Origin of the sequence: Aliikangiella marina (genome assembly GCF_007004765.1) — a bacterium.
Classification (GTDB): domain Bacteria; phylum Pseudomonadota; class Gammaproteobacteria; order Enterobacterales; family Kangiellaceae; genus Aliikangiella; species Aliikangiella marina.
On the sequence record NZ_VIKR01000006.1, the window covers coordinates 351974 to 368780 of the forward strand.

A 16807-nucleotide genomic window follows, 5' to 3' on the forward strand; every position below is an offset into this window, starting at 1 on the left:
TTGGCCAATTATCAAAGAGTTGAGACTATTTAAGCGTCGGACTTTGGCGGTTTAAGCGCAAGTACTTCACACTGTAATTGGGTGAGTACTCTTTCTGCGGTGTTACCCATGAAAGCGCCTGTGAGTCCGGCTCGACATACGGTACCCATAACGACGATTTGAGCACCAATTTGCTGCGCGAGTTGAGGAATTCGATCTTCTGCCAAACCTTCGATAATATGTAGACAATCATTAGACACATTATGGTCAGCGACCAACGCATCCAGTTTTTGTTGGTTAAAGTCGTTGACCTCATTTTTGAGACTTTCGAGGTCAAATCCTGGAATTGTCGTGGCATTATCTAACGAGGGAGTTATATGGGTTGTGACCACATGTGTCGGATCATCGGTTAAACGGCTCAGCAACTTCGCATAGCTAATAATCTGGTGGTTAAAACTCGTTTCTTGGGCCGTTTCAGCGGCCGCATCAACGGCAGCGAGCACTGGCGAGGGAATTTTCCAATCGAGATCTTTGACTAATAGCAAAGGGGCAGGGCACTTGCGGAGTAACTGCCAGTCAACCGGCATTGTAAACGGGTTCAAACTAGGCGCTTTGTCGCTTATCCGTTTAATGACCAAATCGGGGTTCACCTCGCTGCAGGCTCTCATCACCGCTTTTTGGATTTTTCGATGCCAAATGACCTGTGTTGTCACCTGTATTCCTTTGGCCTCGACTGGCTTTTTAAGCTGTTCGAGGTAGGCCAGACGATTATCCATCATCTCTTGTTTGAGTGTTTTACGGTGTTCTTGAGAGATCAGCGGTGAAAGGTCAGTTCCTGGATCGTAGACGCAACTTAACAGGTGGAGTTTGATGTCATAAAACTGCGCGAGTTGAATCGCTCGATTTAAGGCAATGTGTTCGTTTCTTTTGCCTCCGACAATTACCAATATATGTTGCGGAAATTTCATCATCTTCTCCGGAATTATTTTGCAATACTTTGGGTCTAATCAGGACGACATTTTGCTAGCAACCTAAGCTCCGACCAGTATAGAATACCCAAGGCATGAAAACTACGGTTTTTATAGCAAAATTAATAAGATATTGATGAAATTTTGGTACTGATGTCCGGTCTTATTACGTATAACAGAATCAGAAACGAAAGGAATTTGAGGGAAGTATATGCCAAATTGGCTTAAAGAATTCTACCGAGACCACATTCTCAAGCACACATTTATCACTACGGCGGTTGTTTTCGCAATCATCGGTATTGTGGGATCTTATGCGGCGAATTTCAGAATGGATGCCTCGGCTGACTCTTTGGTACTGGAAAATGATCAGTCGTTAGAGTTTTACCGAAAAGTGAAAAAGCAGTATGGCACCGACGACTACTTATTCATTACATTCCGGCCAAAAGAACCTCTTTTCACCGATAAAAGTATTAAGCAACTCAAATCACTCAAAGAACAATTACAATCGCTGCCAGATGTTGAAACGGTTATCTCATTAATAGATGCGCCTATTTTTGATGTTGATAACGTCAGTTTGTCGAATATCGAAAACGATTTGTATTTTATTGAAGACGACGGTGTCGATTTAGAAAAAGCGCGTCGCGATTTATTGAATATTAATTTGTATAAAAACTTATTAATCAGTTCCGATGGTCAAACAACGGTAATCCAAGCCAACCTGAAGGGTAATAAAAATTACTTTAAGCTAAATGATGAGCTACGCAAACTCATTTGGAAAAAGAACAATATCGGCGAATTAACGCCCTACGAAAAACAAGCTGAAGCCAATCTAAAACAAGAACTGAGACTGTTAGCAGACGAGCTTGCTATCCGAAACGAACGAGTAATTAACCAAATACGTGCGCTAAAAGAGTCATACCGAGACATCGCAAAGATTTACTTAGGCGGCGTGCCAATGATCGCCCACGACATGATTGAATATGTTAAGAATGATCTGGTTGTTTTCGGGCTCGGTGTTTTCCTGTTATTGGTCGCGATACAAGCGTTTATTTTCCGTCGCATGCGTTGGATTGTTATCACTTTGGGCTGCTGTATGATCACCGCAGTCATGTCGATGGGCATCTTGGGATTATTTGATTGGCCGGTTACGGTTATCTCTTCTAATTTTGTCGCACTGTTATTGATAATTACTATGTCCCTGGTGATTCATTTGATCGTCCGTTTTAGGCAGGTCGAGCGTGAGCATCTTGACATGGATTATGACGAGAAAATACTAGAAACGGTTTCCTCGATGTTTACCCCATGCGCATACACGGCGCTAACGACTATCGTTGCGTTTGGCAGTTTGATGGTGAGCGATATTCGACCGGTGATTGATTTTGGCAAAATGATGATCATGGGTGTGAGTTTAGCGTTTGTTATTGCCTTCACATTGTTCCCTCTGTTTATGCGCCTCAATAAAAAAGCCGGTTTAGACAGACGACAGGAATCAGGATTTTTTACTTTTACCAATCATCTTGCAAAAATCTCCGATCGATGGCGCTATAAAGTGGCAACAATCGCAATTGTCATGAGCTTAACCAGTGCTTGGGGAATAAGTTATCTGTCAGTTGATAACCGTTTTATTGATTACTTCAAATCACATACAGAAATTCATCAAGGAATGAAAGTTATAGACCAAGAACTTGGTGGTACAACACCGCTCGAGATAATTATTGAGCGTTCAGCAATTGAAGCCGACTTTGCTTTTGTTGAGGAAGAAAGTGAAGAAGATGAGTGGGAAGAAGAGTTTGAAGAGGAATTCTCAGACGACGAAGGTGGCGAAACTGTTGCAGAAACTGAAGAAGAAACGCCTCGTTTATGGATGACCTCACACGGTATTGAAAAGCTCCACAAAGTACAAAACTTTTTAGACAGTTTAAGTGTTACGGGTAAAACATTATCGCTTGCTGCGGGACTTCAAATTGTTGAACAAATTAATGGTAACCAAAGGCTCAGTGATTTTGAACTATCCTTATTACAGAAAAAAATTCCTAAAGATTTAAAGGATCAAGTATTAGCGCCTTTTTATGACAGAGAGAATGATCAAGTCCGCTTCTTAATTCGCGTTAAAGAATCGGACCCAGATTTAGACAGAAACCAGTTACTTGCCGATATTGCGAATTTCCTTAAAACTGATTTAGGGTTTTCTGAAGATAGTTTCGAGTTTACCGGAATGCTGATCCTTTATAACAATATGTTAGAGAGTTTGTTTAAATCACAAATACTAACCCTCGGTGTTGTTTTTGGGATTATTTTGATGATGTTTATCATTTTGTTCCGTTCGTTAAAGCTTGCATTATTAGGCATGTTCCCTAATTTAATGGGGGCTTGTTTTGTGCTTGGTTTAATGGGATGGTCAGGCATTCCTCTCGATATGATGACCATTACTATTGCGGCAATTAGTATTGGTATCGCGGTCGACAATACCATTCACTATATCTTTAGGTTCAAGTTAGAATACGCGCGGCTCGGAGACTACACTAAAGCGATGTATTCCTGCCATGATACGATCGCCAGAGCGATGTATTTTACATCGATAACGATAATCGCTGGCTTTTCAGTATTGGTTTTATCAAACTTTATGCCGTCAATATATTTCGGAATATTTACCAGTTTAGCGATGTTTGTCGCTTTGCTTGGCAACTTAACACTGTTACCGGTATTACTACTATTGTTTAAACCATTAAAAAGTGTGGAGAAAGATACTGCAGAGGTGGCTCTTTCTGAAGCTTAATGTTCTGCTAATATCATATCGACCAAACCGATGAAAAGTTACAGTTCGGAACCGATAGACTTGTTTTAAAAAAGCATAGCCTTTAGCTCATAACTAAAGGCTTTTTTATTTGTCATTGAGAAGTTTGCTGATTTCAACAAGCGCACGATTTAGTTGAGGGTCATGATTTAATGATTTGGAGAGAGGGTAGGCCACTGCTACATGAGGCTTAATACCAACGCCTTCAATTTTGATATCATCAACAAAGTATTCGGCCGTTGCTAGGTACAGAAAATAATCTTGTTCCTCATTAAATATGCCTCTGCCTGCGACAAATGCACCCATTGTCTTTTCGCCCACCAGTAGCGCACGATTTGTTTTTTTAAACTGGTATGATAAGGCCTCTTTGCCAGATCGAACTCCTTCATTGATTAATACCACCATCGGTCCCAAAAATGGCGACGGATTATTTTTATCTTCAGCGGTGTATTGTTTGCGATTACCGGCTTTATCAATTACGGAATAGTTAAAGTATGCTTGTCTATTGGTAAAAAATGGATCGATATATTCATACCAAGCTCCGCCATAACCACCGCGTAAATCCAAGATAATTCCATCAACAGACTCGAATTGCGTTTTAATTACTTGAGTAAAGCTTTGTAAAACATCAGCGTGAACCCCGGTCCACAAACGCACGTAACCGACACGCTTATCATTCAACTTGATGATCTTGGCACTGTGCTTTACTGATTGTGCAAATGAATAACTTGGATTTTCAAAAACGGGAGAAATTGATTTAACGAATTGTCGACCATTTCGGTTTATTCGTAATCTATAGTGTGGTTTTATTGTCTGATTGAAACTTAAATAGGGGTGAAACTCCCCATCGTCAACATTCTCAATAATATCACCTCTTCGAATACCGGCTTGGTCTAACGGATAACCATCTAATACTTCTCTTACAATGTATTGGTTATTGACTTGTTTAAATTGACCACCTATATGGAAAACTTTGGGCTTGTTAATCTCTCGAGTTGAAAATAGTGAGCGAAAAAAGTAAAAGTCAATGTCATTGCTGGTATAAAATTGTGTATGAGATACATTGAGACTCTTGAGAAATTCATTGAATACCGGCGAGAATTCATGGATGTTATTTTTTTGCTTCGCTTGTGCTTTTAATTGAAGGTATTTTTCATCGGTAAACTGTCGTTTCCTGAGTGATTCAGAATAGTAGTATTCGTTTGCTTTTAACCAGATCTTATCGAAGCTCTCTACAACTGATTCTTGACCAGGCTTTTGTATTGCCGAGTCTGTTTCATTGCCGAGGCAATTAATCGTGTAGGTTAAAAAAAAGATTAGACTGGTGGCACTAAAAACTGGCGATAGAGCGTCAATGAAAGTATTTCCTAACCAAGGGAGAAGTTTTATCGATGAAGCGTTCAAAGTGATAAGCCTCCCTTTATTGGTTGAAGTATTTAGCAGAGACTATCCTTTTATCGATCTGTTTGCCATTTATAGTTCTGTTTGTGCGAGTTGCTTAATTTTTTCGACCATGGCTTGCAAACCATTACCTCGGGTAGGACTTAGGTGCTTCATGAGGTCCAGTTTAGAAAAGTAGTCAGCGATATCAAATTCAATGATTTCTTTTGGTGATTTGTGGTTATAAGCGGCCATGACAATCGCCAGTAAGCCGCGCACAATATGCGCGTCGCTATCGACTTGGAAGTTAAATTTACCGTCAATAAATTGTGGCTCTATCCAAACTTGGCTTTGGCAGCCTGGAACGAGTCGTTCTTCAGTGCGCAGTTCCTCGGGCATGGAGGGAAGCGACTTGCCGAGATCGATCATATACTTATACCGATCTTCCCATGAATCAAAAAAGCTTAGTGTGTCAACGATCTCTTCTGTGGCACTCATAATTTTAGATGATTTAATCAATAAAGTTGTTGGATAGTTTATCGAAGCTTAAAAGAATAAGCCAGTCGCTAATTTCGCTTCGTCACTCATCATGTCTCTCGTCCAAGGGGGATCAAAGACGAGTTCGACATTGACGGTTTCTACGTTAGGTACTTTTGCAACGCGGTATTTGATATCAGACACCAAAACTGGCCCCATACCACAGGCGGGCGCTGTGAGTGTCATATTAATATTGACAGCCTTAGCGTCGCGATCAATTTCCATTGAATAGATCAGACCTAAATCAACTAGGTTAACAGGAATTTCAGGATCATAAATACTTTTTAACGCTTGCCAAACCTGTTCTTCAATTATCTCGTTATTTTCGTTCTCGGCAAACTCCAGACTCTCTGCTTTGAGACCGAGTGCTCCTGCATCAGTACCGTCGACACGGGCCATATTGCCATTGATAACGACAGTGTAGTTGCCACCAAGGGCTTGGGTAATAGTGACAAATGTATCTTTGGGAATCGTAATTTTTGTGCCTGCAGGAACTAGTCTAGCGGGGCAATCGGTCTGCGCGACCACCATTCGTTTTTCCACGAATTATTGCTCCACGCTAAAGCTTTCACCGCAACCGCATAGCGCAGTGGCGTTAGGGTTGTTGAAGTCGAGGCGAAAATTGACACCTTCTTGGATATAGTCAATTTGAGTGCCATTGATTAACGGAATGATTTTGGGTTCGATATAAAGTTTTAGTTCGTCGGATAGGTCATAAACGATTGCTTCATCGGAAACTTCAAAAGCGAGCTCTAATAAATATTTAAAACCGGAACATCCACTTTCTTTAACATTGAATTCGATGCCTTTGGCGTTTTTAGCGATAACTTGTTTGGACAAGTGCTTGATCGCTGTTTCGGTAAATGAAACTGGCATCTGCGTTTTGGGGTTATAGGTTGCTACAGTCATCTTGATCGCTCTGCAATGATTACATTAAAAAGGTTTTTGCTTTTTCTAAGCCGGCAAACAGTCTATCGACTTCAGCCTTTGTATTATAGAAACTAAACGAGGCACGGATCGTTCCATTTAATCCCAAGGCATCCATCAATGGCATTGCGCAATGATGTCCGGTTCTTACCGCGATACCTTGTTGGTCGAGTATCATCCCGACATCCGCTGAATGAAAGCCTTCTAATACAAAACTAAGCACAGATGTTTTATTGCAGTCAGAACCAACTATTCTCATCTCTGGAATAGTTTTGGCTTTTTCAGTGGCGTATTCAATTAACTCGTGTTCATACTGAGCAAGCTCGCGACGATCAAATTGTTCGAGGTAGTCAATCGCTGCGCCAAGTGCGATGGAGCCTTCTATGTTGGGAGTACCTGCCTCAAACTTATAAGGCAGTTTATTAAAAGTAGTACCATCAAAACTGACTTTTTCAATCATCTCGCCGCCGCCATGCCAGGGTGGCATTGATTCTAAAATTTCTTGTTTACCATATAAAACGCCGATACCGGTCGGTGCAAACATTTTGTGGCCGGAAAAGGCGTAGAAGTCGCAGTCAAGTTCGCGTACATCTATCATTAAATGCGGCGCAGCTTGAGCACCATCGACTAATACTTTTGCGCCGAGAGAATGAGCTAAATCGATAATTTCTTTAACTGGGTTTATTACGCCTAATGCGTTAGAGATATGTCCTATCGCGACAAGCTTTGTTTTTTCCGATAGCAGTGTTTTGTAGTGAGCTAAGTCTAACTCTCCGTTCGCTTTTACATTGATAGGCTTGAGGATAGCACCGACCGATTGACAAAGAATTTGCCAAGGGACAATATTTGAGTGATGTTCTAAGGTCGATACAATGACCTCGTCACCTTGAGTAATGTTTTCGCGGCCCCATGTTTGGGCGACAAGGTTAATCGCTTCAGTTGTACCACGAGTCCAAATAATTTCTTCGCGGCAACTCGCGTTAATAAAATGTTGTACTTTTTCTCGCGCCTCTTCAAACAGCTGAGTCGCTTTGTCACTTAAGGCGTGCGCACCGCGGTGGACATTCGAGTTAGTGTGTTGATAGTAATCATCGATCGCGTCGATTACCATTTGTGGTTTTTGCGAAGTAGCCCCGTTATCTAAATAAACGAGATCTTGACCGTTAACTTTATCTGATAAGATCGGGAAATCAGCGCGGATAGATTGAACATCGAATTCGCGTTTTTTAGAACTTGTTTTTAACAGTGTCTGGGTATTCATTCTGATATTTTCATTGATTCAAGATTAATTCGCTACTTTAACCATATAGTTGTCAAGCAAATGACTAAGGTAATCGCGAACAGACTCATGCTTGATTTGATTGAGTAATTCTTGCACAAAAGCAATACTCAGCATCTTTTTCGCTTTTTGTTTGTCGATACCACGAGTTTGTAAGTAGTAAACCGATTTATTGTCGAGTTGAGCAACCGTCGCTCCGTGAGCACAACTTACATCATCGGCATAAATTTCAAGCTCTGGCTTAGTATTAACTTCTGCTTGATTGGTTAACAATAAGTTTTTGTTATTGAGTTGTGCATCAGATTTCTGTGCGTCTTGAAATATATGAATTTTTCCATTGAAAGTCGCGCTAGCCTTATCCGCAATAATTCCCCTAAACACTTCGTTAGAGTTGCAGTGTGGAACACGATGCTCGATATTAGTATGGTAATCAATTGCCTGTTCATTGGCAGGTAAATAGATACCGGTAATATTACACTCGGCATTTTGTCCGGCATGAATGGTTTCAATATCGGTACGATTTAACTTGCTACCAAGCCCAAGGTAAAAACTATTGAGCTGAGCGTCTCTGTCCAGTGTTGTTTTCACCTGGCTCACCTGTCGTGCAGTTTCGGCCTCTAAATTTAATCGATAATGAGTAAACCGACTATTTGCCGCCAAGTAGATTGACGTCTGTTGGAGTGCGAGTTGTTCGCTATCGTCTAAGCTAGATTCGAAGTGTTCAACCAAAGTTAGCTCAGCAGACGGCGCCAATTGCACGACTATTTTTTGATTACTGACTGCAGGATTTTCCGACGATAAAGTCACATGCCGAATATAAATGGGTTGTTTGATAACTTTTTTAGGCTCGACTTCTATTAGAAGTCCATCACTCAAAGTCGCCTCGTTTAAATTTGCCAATAAATTCTTTGAATTCAGCTCGATATCAGCATGAGAATTAATGATATCTTGTTGGGCCGGACTAGTCTGGTTGAAATTGGTAATGGTTAAACCTTCAATCGATCTTAAAGCAGAAATATCCGAGACGATATGGCCATCGACAATGAAGATCTCAATCGCATCTTCAAATGTGATTTGATTAAATTCACCATTAACCTCAGTTAACACCGATTCGTTAGCTCGCTTAGACTGAGTAAATGATTGTCCCTTTAAAAAGGTCATATCATTATATTTCCAATGCTCAATCTTGCGTGTTGGTGTCTTAGCACTTTTAAACTGCTCAAAAGCGAGTCTTTGTTTTTCTTTCAGCCAAGGCAGCGGCTTGCTAACAAGTGCTGGCAAGTCGAGTTGGTCGCGATTTTCAAAATCAATTGTAAAGCTCATCGTTTTGTTCACCAGTATTAAAGTTGATCTATCCAACCATAGCCTTTTTCTTCAAGTTCTAACGCCAATTCTTTCCCACCTGATTTAACAATTTTTCCATCAGATAAAACATGGACGTAATCCGGAACAATGTAATCAAGCAAGCGCTGGTAGTGAGTAACGATAATGAAAGAGCGCTTGGGATCTCTGCAAGCATTCACGCCATCGGCGACAACCTGTAAAGCATCAATATCAAGTCCAGAATCTGTCTCATCTAAAATACAGACTTCAGGTTCTAGCAACATCATTTGCATAATTTCGTTACGTTTTTTCTCTCCGCCGGAGAAGCCTTCGTTAACACCACGCTTTAGGAAGGCTTGATCCAAATTGACTTCTTGGCATTTTTCTCTGGCGAGCTTCATAAAAGCAACAGCATCGAGCGGTTCTTTTTGTTGATACTCTCGAACTGCATCAACACTCGCTTTTAAAAATTCCATATTGCTTACACCCGGGATCTCTACGGGGTATTGGAAGGCAAGAAACAAACCTGATTTAGCTCTTTCATCCGCTTCCATATCGAACAGATCTTTATCATTCAGCGTGGCCGTTCCATCGGTTGCTTCATATCCTTCGCGCCCGGAGAGAACATAGCCGAGGGTGCTTTTACCAGAACCATTAGGGCCCATAATTGCGTGGACTTCACCTGGTTTTACTTCAAGTGATAAACCCTTAAGGATATTTTTATCTTCTACTTTCGCATGTAAATTATTTATTTTTAACATTGAGATTCTCAAATAGGCAAACTGAAAATTAACCGACTGAGCCTTCAAGGCTCACTTCAAGGAGTTTTCCTGCTTCAACGGCAAACTCCATGGGTAGTTCTTTGAATACTTCCTTACAAAAACCATTAACGATCATTGATACGGCTTTCTCGACATCAATTCCTCGTTGAAGACAAAGGAATAATTGATCATCACTAACTTTTGAAGTAGTCGCTTCATGTTCAACAATAGCACTTGGATGCTTACTTTCGATGTAGGGAAAAGTGTGTGCGCCGCAACGATCGCCAATAAGCAATGAATCACACTGAGTATAGTTTCTTGCACCATCAGCTCTTGGGCTCATTCGTACCAAGCCACGATAAGCATTCTGACTCTTACCCGCAGAGATACCTTTGGAGATGATCGTAGATTTAGTATTTTTTCCTAAATGGATCATCTTTGTGCCGGTGTCAGCTTGTTGATAATTTCTGGTTAGCGCGACAGAATAAAACTCTCCAACACTATTATCTCCGCGTAGAACGACAGAAGGGTACTTCCACGTGATTGCTGAACCGGTTTCAACTTGGGTCCAAGATATTTTTGCATTGGTATGGCAAACGCCGCGCTTGGTAACAAAGTTATAGATCCCACCATTTCCATCTTCGTCACCCGGATACCAATTTTGAACGGTAGAATATTTAATTTCAGCATCACCGAGAGCGACTAACTCAACGACTGCGGCATGCAATTGATTTTCATCACGCATGGGTGCCGTACAGCCCTCTAAGTAACTCACATGACTGCCTTCATCGGCGATAATTAAGGTTCTTTCAAATTGACCCGTTTTTGCTTCGTTGATCCGAAAATAAGTGGATAATTCCATTGGGCAGCGCACGCCTTTAGGAATGTATACAAATGAACCGTCGCTAAAAACAGCAGAGTTTAATGCGGCAAAATAGTTATCTTGTTGCGGAACTACGCTACCTAAATACTTTTGGATAATTTCAGGATGAGAATGAACTGCCTCTGATATAGGGCAGAATATGACCCCAGCTTCGGCTAACTTCTCTTTAAATGTCGTGGCGACAGAAACCGAGTCAAACACAACATCGACCGCAACGCCTGCCAAAATTTCTTGTTCGTGAAGCGGGATACCTAACTTGTTGTAGGTTTCGATAAGTTCAGGATCAACTTCATCTAGGCTTTTAGGCGCATCATCGATACTCTTCGGTGCAGAATAAAAGGATACTTCATCTAAGTTTATCTTAGGGTACTTAAGATGAGCCCATTCCGGTTCATCCATTTCAAGGAACTTTTTATAAGCTTGCAAGCGCCACTCGAGAAGCCATTCCGGCTCATTTTTTTTCGCGGAAATAAACCGAATCGCATCTTCATTTAAGCCGGGGGCTAAGGTTTCCGACTCGATGTCGGTAACAAAGCCTGCGGCATATTCTGTTTTTACATATTCATCAATTACGTCAGACATGGGGTTAAACTCTTGTTTAAGTCTTTGCTTTCTTAAATGTATTTAATCGGTCTTAGTTTAAGGTCGTCAGCTCAATTTTTTGGCTTTCCTCGAGATGACTCCGGTGTTTTGCTTGCTCTTCATTTTGGCGAATAAGTTCACCAATAGAAATATTGTCAAGAAACGAGTTAATTCTTGCGCTCAAGTCTATCCATAGATTGTGGGTTAAGCATTGTTGACCGTCGTGACAATTAGCACGTCCCTCACAGCGAGAGACATCCATTGATTCGTTAACAGCATTGATAATATCTGCGACGCTTATTTCGTCTTGAGGGGCGTTGAGTTGATAACCACCACCGGGTCCGCGAATGCTTCTGACGAGGTTCTCTCGCCGTAATTTGGAAAACAGTTGTTCCAAATACGAAAGAGAGATCGCTTGTCTTTCGGAAATGTCATTCAGGTTAACCGGTCGGTCAACACTATTAATCGCCAAGTCAAGCATCGCTGTGACAGCGTATCGGCCTTTAGTTGTCAATCTCATAACACACCCCACAACATCGCTAGAACCAGTGCCCACCTAGGTACTCGTTAAAATTCAGGGGGATTGTCTAATAACCAAGTATTTTAGTCAAGTAATTGCTGCTTGGATTGATAGCTTAAAGCTATTACTTTTGGTTGATTGCTTTTAGCATCGCTTTAAAGGCCTTAGGGTTAGCGGCGATAATCGAGTCGCTATCCTGATAGTTGGGATTCCCCGCGATATCAGAAACCATCCCGCCAGCTTCTTTTACCAGCAACGCACCGGCTGCAGTATCCCATTCGCTTAGCCCAAATTCCCAAAACCCATCTAAACGACCTGCTGCAACATAAGCTAGGTCGAGTGCCGCAGAGCCTGCGCGTCGCATATCTGAACATTCAGGAAATAGTTTGCCGAAAATGTTTAGGTATTTGTCTAAGATCTCTGGATTTCGGAAAGGAAAACCTGTCGCCAACAATGCATGTTCCAACCCGTTGGTATTGCTGACTCTGATCCTTTTTCCATTAAATTGCGCGCCGCGACCACGCACCGCGGTAAATAACTCCTCCCGAACAGGATCATAAACCACTCCGACTTCAGTTTTACCTTGGTATTTACAGGCAATTGAAATCGCCCAATGCGGTACTTTGCGGATAAAATTAGTGGTTCCGTCAATCGGATCGATAACCCACTGATACTCACTGTCTCCCTGACGACCACTTTCCTCGCCGAGAAACGCATGATCAGCGTATGAGTGAGAGATGGTATCGATGATAATTTGTTCAGCGGCTTTGTCGACATTAGTGACATAGTCGTGTTGAGATTTACTCTGTACAGAACGAATTTTGTCGGACTCGCGAATGATAAAGTCCCCAGCCTTGCGCGCAGCGCGAACTGCAATAGTCAAAAATGCTTGCATAATCAAAGATACCTAAATTGTTTAATAGCGGGTCCAAGTACACCGTCGCTCAAATACTCGTTTGCAGCTCACACCAAGGGCGTCTGGACGGGCGCAAGTATAGCTGAATTGCCCGCTAGATAAAACCCGCTTTTGCTTAAATCTATCCTCATTAGTCGCTCCCTCTAATAGACTAACTATAGAACAATATTTAGTGTATGCTTGCTCTCTTTGTAGCCGATCTTATCCAAGAAAAGGGAGTCAATTGAACTTATTAAATCTAGCCATCTTAACGGTATCCGATACGCGAAATCTAGAGACTGACAGTTCCGGCGCTTATCTTGAACAAGCAGCCAAGGAAGCAGGGCATAACATAGTCGAGCGAGCAATTGTAATCGATGATATTTACCAAATCAGAGCAAAGATTTCCTCATGGGTAGCCGACAATTCTGTAAATGTCATTTTAACGACTGGCGGAACCGGATTTTTTGGTCGAGACTCGACACCAGAAGCTGTCGCTCCGCTTTTCGATAAACAGATCGAAGGCTTTGGTGAATTGTTTCGACAAGTCTCTTTTGAAGAGATTGGCTCCTCCACTATTCAAAGTAGGGCAGTTGGTGGGTTAGCCAACAATACCGTCATTTTTTGCTTGCCCGGCTCTAGCGGTGCATGCAAGACAGGTTGGAGTAAAATAATAAAACAACAATTAGACTCAAATTATAAACCCTGTAATTTCGTCAAGCTACTCACCAATCGCTAGTTCACTTATCGTGTTTTGCTGTCCATCGGTTGTCTGCTCACTGATAGGTTTTGGAAAATATTAATTAAAATAATAATCTGGGAGTCTGGATAAAAATGAAACACCAAGCATTGCTTATTTATTTATTGGTCGCTTTGGGTTTTGCAACTCAAACTCATGCTTCATCCAATCAAGCGACGAGTCAATTGCATGCGCTTTTCGAGGAGGATTGGCAGGCAAGAGTCGATCGTTCTCCGATGTTGTCGACGCGAATGGGTTTTTCCGACAAGAACCATTTGCTGCAAGACGTCTCGGAAGCAGCCTATCAAGCTTGGGCCGATAAAAGCCGACAGTTTTTGGAAGACCTGAAAAAGATTAACTACCAAGCGTTGGCAAGAGAAGATCAGATTAACTATCAAATTTTTCAGCGCCAATTAGAGAGACGGATAAGCGAAATCGAATATCAAACATACCAGATACCTTTTCTTTCAGATTCTGGTTTTCATACATCGATCATGCGCATGCACACTTCGATCCCTTTAAAAAATATAAAGGATTATCAAAATTATCTCGAGCGCTTAAAGGCGGTGCCAGAGTTCTTTGCAGAAAATCAACGCAATATGGAAAAAGGATTAGCTCGCGGTTACTCAATGCCAAAAGTGGTCATGAAAGGATTTACCGATGTTATTTTAGCGGCTTATGAGAAGGGGTGGCAGGATTCTGCTTTTTGGAAAGTGTTTGAATCGATGCCCGAATCATTTAATCAAAACGATGCGAAAAAATTAAAAGCAGAAGCGAAAGTTGTAATTAAAGATAAATTGATTCCAGCCTTTAAAGCACTCTATGACTTTTTTGAAAACACTTATATACCAAAAACCAAACAATCTTTGGGCGCTTACGACTTTCCGAATGGAAAGGCCTATTATGGCGCTCAAATCGATCATTACACAACTTTAGCGCTATCGGCTGATGAAATCCATCAAATTGGTTTAAATGAAGTAAAGAGAATTCGTAGTGAAATGGAAACGGTGATTAAACAAGCAAACTTTGATGGTAGCTTTAAAGCGTTTCTGAAGTTTCTTCGAGAGTCGCCGCAATTTTATGCAAAGACCGCCCAAGATTTAATTATCAGAGCGTCATACCTTGCCAAAAAAGCTGATGGTCAACTTCCTAAGCTATTCACTAAACTGCCAAGACAACCTTATGCCGTTGAGCCGGTTCCTGATGCGATTGCGCCTAAATATACGACAGGCCGCTATCTTTCTGCCCCTTTAGATAGTGAGCGACCGGGAGTTTATTGGGTGAATACCTATGCACTTGATAAAAGGCCACTCTACGTCTTAGAAGCATTAACTTTGCACGAAGCTGTACCAGGTCATCATTTGCAAAATGCCCTCAATCAAGAACTAACGAATGTGCCAAACTTCAGACGTTATTCGTATATCTCTGCATTTGGAGAAGGTTGGGGACTCTATAGTGAAAGGCTTGGTCTTGAGATGGGATTTTATGAAGATCCTTACAGCGAATTTGGTCGCTTGAGTTATGAAATGTGGCGTGCCGCGAGACTAGTTATAGATACCGGAATTCACGCAAAAGGTTGGAGCCGAGAACAGGCCATCGAGTTGCTAGAGGAAAACTCGGCTTTATCGACGCATAATATTCGAACTGAGGTGGATCGTTATATATCATGGCCTGGGCAAGCCCTGTCTTACAAATTAGGTGAAATAAAAATTCTCGAGTTAAGGAAAAAGGCCGAGAAAATGTTGGGTGAAAAATTTGATATTCGATTGTTTCACGATGCAATACTACAAAACGGCTCCGTTCCGCTACCGATATTGGAGCAGGAAATTGATCGTTTTATCAAGCATCACCAAATGAAAAAGGCGACTAACTAGTCGCCTTTCAATTTTAAATGCGTTGCTCGAGAAGCTATACTGATAAAAACGATAACCAGCTCTTGCCACCGAATAACTTCTCATGTAGTTCGTGCGCATCGATATCAGTACTTGTGCTTCTTAAGCTTTGGTCGATTTGCATTGGCATGTCATATCTGTCAACGGGATTATCAGCTAAGCTAACAATCTTGGGTTTGTCGATAGAGATGTTCATATGATCCCTAACAACAGCAACTCGGGGTCTTAATCGCGATTTTTCGGGTTGCTCAACAACGATACCAATTGAGTCATTAGTTAATTTCACCAAGCTACCGGTAGGGTAGATGCCGATTGCTTGAATAAACTCTTCAACAAGTTCTCTTTGGAATAACTGGCCGCGAGTACTGTAAAGATGCGAAATAGCTTCTGCAGGTGTCATCGCTTCTGCGCCAGGATACGGATTAATCAATTGTTCGTAATAATCAGCCAAGCCTGCGACGCGCGCTAAAAACGGAATTCGATTACCAACAAGGTTTCTAGGGTAGCCTCGGCCGTTATTTCTTTCGCAGTAGGCCGACAAAATGTAATTTACTTGATGACTGCTAGAGAACATTTTTGTGGTTTCTTCTAGTGTGTAATCAATATGCTGTTTATATGCATTTTCTTCTTCTGTAGATTGACGGCTGTATAGTAGCTCTTTCGGGAGCTTGCATTTACCGATAGGTGCTAGAAGAAGTGCTGTACCAATATCGCGTAAATCATGACGGGATAGTCCCAAATGTCTACCGAAAATCATGCCCCACACGGCACTTCGGATCGCTTGTTGATGAAGCGCTTCGTTTTCGATTCCGATGCGGCATAACCAGGCGAGAGCATTAGGGTTTTTAATAATGCTCTTGACCATTTCTGCAGAAGCTTTGCGAACTTCTGAAATGTTGACATATCCGTTGTGTTCCGCATCGTGATAGATAGCAGACATTTGTGCGACAATATGCTCGTATGTTTGAGAAACTACTTTTACCTCTTTTTTCAGTCGACCAGTAATCGCGTAATTTTCAACACGTGGTTTGAATCGCGCTTTTTCGTTCATCATGCGGATGATTTTTGGATCAACAACTTCCGCCTCGGCTTTACCCGACTTCGGCGATAAGACCAAACGCGATTGAACGTCAACCGTGCTTAGGAATTGGTCGACATAGACTTTGTTACAGTAGTGAGAAAGGAGGTCAAGTTCTTCCTGCTTGGTTATTCTGAAACCCTGGATAGGAAAGGGCGTCTGAACCCAAGGCACGTCCAGGCGAGATATGTACATGCCTATCTCTAAGTTTTGGACTGGAATTTCCTGGGTGGTGATATGCATTAACGGGTGCCTCTCATTTACTCTCGT

The 16807-nt window shown here is 41.7% G+C and carries 15 protein-coding genes; 3 read left to right on the top strand and 12 right to left on the bottom strand.

What is annotated here, in order from left to right:
• Nucleotides 1-29: 29 nt before the first annotated feature.
• Nucleotides 30-947 carry a universal stress protein UspE gene (gene uspE, locus FLL45_RS21095; protein WP_185964575.1) on the bottom strand — a complete coding sequence of 306 codons (918 nt, stop codon included), beginning with the start codon at nucleotides 945-947 and terminating at the stop codon, nucleotides 30-32.
• 211 nt (nucleotides 948-1158) lie between these two features.
• Here uspE and FLL45_RS21100 point away from each other — a divergent pair, with 211 nt between their 5' ends.
• The gene (locus tag FLL45_RS21100) at nucleotides 1159-3723 is read left to right on the top strand and encodes an efflux RND transporter permease subunit (RefSeq protein WP_142944049.1); all 2565 of its coding nucleotides are present in this window, start codon (nucleotides 1159-1161) and stop codon (nucleotides 3721-3723) included.
• A 105-nt stretch (nucleotides 3724-3828) separates the two neighbouring features.
• On the opposite strand, the gene FLL45_RS21105 is transcribed toward FLL45_RS21100, so the two are convergent.
• The 10 genes from FLL45_RS21105 to FLL45_RS21150 form a co-directional block, all read right to left on the bottom strand.
• Nucleotides 3829-5145, bottom strand: coding sequence for a S41 family peptidase (locus FLL45_RS21105; RefSeq protein ID WP_185964576.1), 1317 nt, complete (start codon nucleotides 5143-5145; stop codon nucleotides 3829-3831).
• 69 nt (nucleotides 5146-5214) lie between these two features.
• Nucleotides 5215-5619, bottom strand: coding sequence for a SufE family protein (locus tag FLL45_RS21110; protein ID WP_142944051.1), 405 nt, complete (start codon nucleotides 5617-5619; stop codon nucleotides 5215-5217).
• A 48-nt stretch (nucleotides 5620-5667) separates the two neighbouring features.
• Nucleotides 5668-6201 (bottom strand): putative Fe-S cluster assembly protein SufT, encoded by a 534-nt coding sequence (sufT, locus tag FLL45_RS21115; protein WP_246075868.1) that lies wholly within the window; start codon nucleotides 6199-6201, stop codon nucleotides 5668-5670.
• A gap of 3 nt (nucleotides 6202-6204) precedes the next feature.
• On the bottom strand, nucleotides 6205-6567 hold the full coding sequence (locus tag FLL45_RS21120) for a HesB/IscA family protein (protein WP_142944052.1): 363 nt from the start codon (nucleotides 6565-6567) through the stop codon (nucleotides 6205-6207).
• Nucleotides 6568-6586: 19 nt separating this feature from the next.
• Entirely contained in the window at nucleotides 6587-7846 is a 1260-nt protein-coding gene (locus FLL45_RS21125; RefSeq protein WP_142944053.1) for a cysteine desulfurase, read from the bottom strand.
• A 24-nt stretch (nucleotides 7847-7870) separates the two neighbouring features.
• Nucleotides 7871-9187 carry a Fe-S cluster assembly protein SufD gene (sufD, locus tag FLL45_RS21130; RefSeq protein WP_142944054.1) on the bottom strand — a complete coding sequence of 439 codons (1317 nt, stop codon included), beginning with the start codon at nucleotides 9185-9187 and terminating at the stop codon, nucleotides 7871-7873.
• A 17-nt stretch (nucleotides 9188-9204) separates the two neighbouring features.
• Nucleotides 9205-9948 (bottom strand): Fe-S cluster assembly ATPase SufC, encoded by a 744-nt coding sequence (sufC, locus tag FLL45_RS21135; protein WP_185964577.1) that lies wholly within the window; start codon nucleotides 9946-9948, stop codon nucleotides 9205-9207.
• 28 nt (nucleotides 9949-9976) lie between these two features.
• Nucleotides 9977-11413, bottom strand: a complete 1437-nt coding sequence (gene sufB, locus FLL45_RS21140) for a Fe-S cluster assembly protein SufB (RefSeq protein WP_142944055.1) — start codon at nucleotides 11411-11413, stop codon at nucleotides 9977-9979.
• A gap of 52 nt (nucleotides 11414-11465) precedes the next feature.
• Complete coding sequence (gene iscR, locus FLL45_RS21145; RefSeq protein WP_142944056.1) at nucleotides 11466-11933, bottom strand: Fe-S cluster assembly transcriptional regulator IscR; 468 nt, start codon at nucleotides 11931-11933, stop codon at nucleotides 11466-11468.
• Nucleotides 11934-12057: 124 nt separating this feature from the next.
• Nucleotides 12058-12828, bottom strand: a complete 771-nt coding sequence (locus FLL45_RS21150) for an inositol monophosphatase family protein (protein WP_142944057.1) — start codon at nucleotides 12826-12828, stop codon at nucleotides 12058-12060.
• A 244-nt stretch (nucleotides 12829-13072) separates the two neighbouring features.
• Between FLL45_RS21150 and moaB the strand changes: the two genes are divergently transcribed.
• Both moaB and FLL45_RS21160 read left to right on the top strand, forming a co-directional pair.
• Entirely contained in the window at nucleotides 13073-13567 is a 495-nt protein-coding gene (gene moaB / locus FLL45_RS21155; protein WP_142944058.1) for a molybdenum cofactor biosynthesis protein B, read from the top strand.
• Nucleotides 13568-13662: 95 nt separating this feature from the next.
• Nucleotides 13663-15441: a DUF885 domain-containing protein gene (locus FLL45_RS21160; protein ID WP_142944059.1), complete on the top strand. Its 1779-nt coding sequence runs from the start codon at nucleotides 13663-13665 to the stop codon at nucleotides 15439-15441.
• A gap of 34 nt (nucleotides 15442-15475) precedes the next feature.
• On the opposite strand, the gene FLL45_RS21165 is transcribed toward FLL45_RS21160, so the two are convergent.
• Entirely contained in the window at nucleotides 15476-16780 is a 1305-nt protein-coding gene (locus FLL45_RS21165; protein ID WP_142944060.1) for a cyclic di-GMP phosphodiesterase, read from the bottom strand.
• Between the last annotated feature and the right edge of the window lie 27 nt (nucleotides 16781-16807).

Excerpts from the sequence above, each read along its gene's own strand:
- uspE (WP_185964575.1), bottom strand. The coding sequence starts at position 947 with ATGAAATTTCCGCAACATATATTGGTAATTGTCGGAGGCAAAAGAAAC.
- FLL45_RS21100 (WP_142944049.1), top strand. The coding sequence starts at position 1,159 with ATGCCAAATTGGCTTAAAGAATTCTACCGAGACCACATTCTCAAGCAC.
- FLL45_RS21110 (WP_142944051.1), bottom strand. The coding sequence starts at position 5,619 with ATGAGTGCCACAGAAGAGATCGTTGACACACTAAGCTTTTTTGATTCA.
- FLL45_RS21120 (WP_142944052.1), bottom strand. The coding sequence starts at position 6,567 with ATGACTGTAGCAACCTATAACCCCAAAACGCAGATGCCAGTTTCATTT.
- FLL45_RS21125 (WP_142944053.1), bottom strand. The coding sequence starts at position 7,846 with ATGAATACCCAGACACTGTTAAAAACAAGTTCTAAAAAACGCGAATTC.
- sufD (WP_142944054.1), bottom strand. The coding sequence starts at position 9,187 with ATGAGCTTTACAATTGATTTTGAAAATCGCGACCAACTCGACTTGCCA.
- sufC (WP_185964577.1), bottom strand. The coding sequence starts at position 9,948 with ATGTTAAAAATAAATAATTTACATGCGAAAGTAGAAGATAAAAATATC.
- sufB (WP_142944055.1), bottom strand. The coding sequence starts at position 11,413 with ATGTCTGACGTAATTGATGAATATGTAAAAACAGAATATGCCGCAGGC.
- iscR (WP_142944056.1), bottom strand. The coding sequence starts at position 11,933 with ATGAGATTGACAACTAAAGGCCGATACGCTGTCACAGCGATGCTTGAC.
- FLL45_RS21150 (WP_142944057.1), bottom strand. The coding sequence starts at position 12,828 with ATGCAAGCATTTTTGACTATTGCAGTTCGCGCTGCGCGCAAGGCTGGG.
- FLL45_RS21160 (WP_142944059.1), top strand. The coding sequence starts at position 13,663 with ATGAAACACCAAGCATTGCTTATTTATTTATTGGTCGCTTTGGGTTTT.
- FLL45_RS21165 (WP_142944060.1), bottom strand. The coding sequence starts at position 16,780 with ATGCATATCACCACCCAGGAAATTCCAGTCCAAAACTTAGAGATAGGC.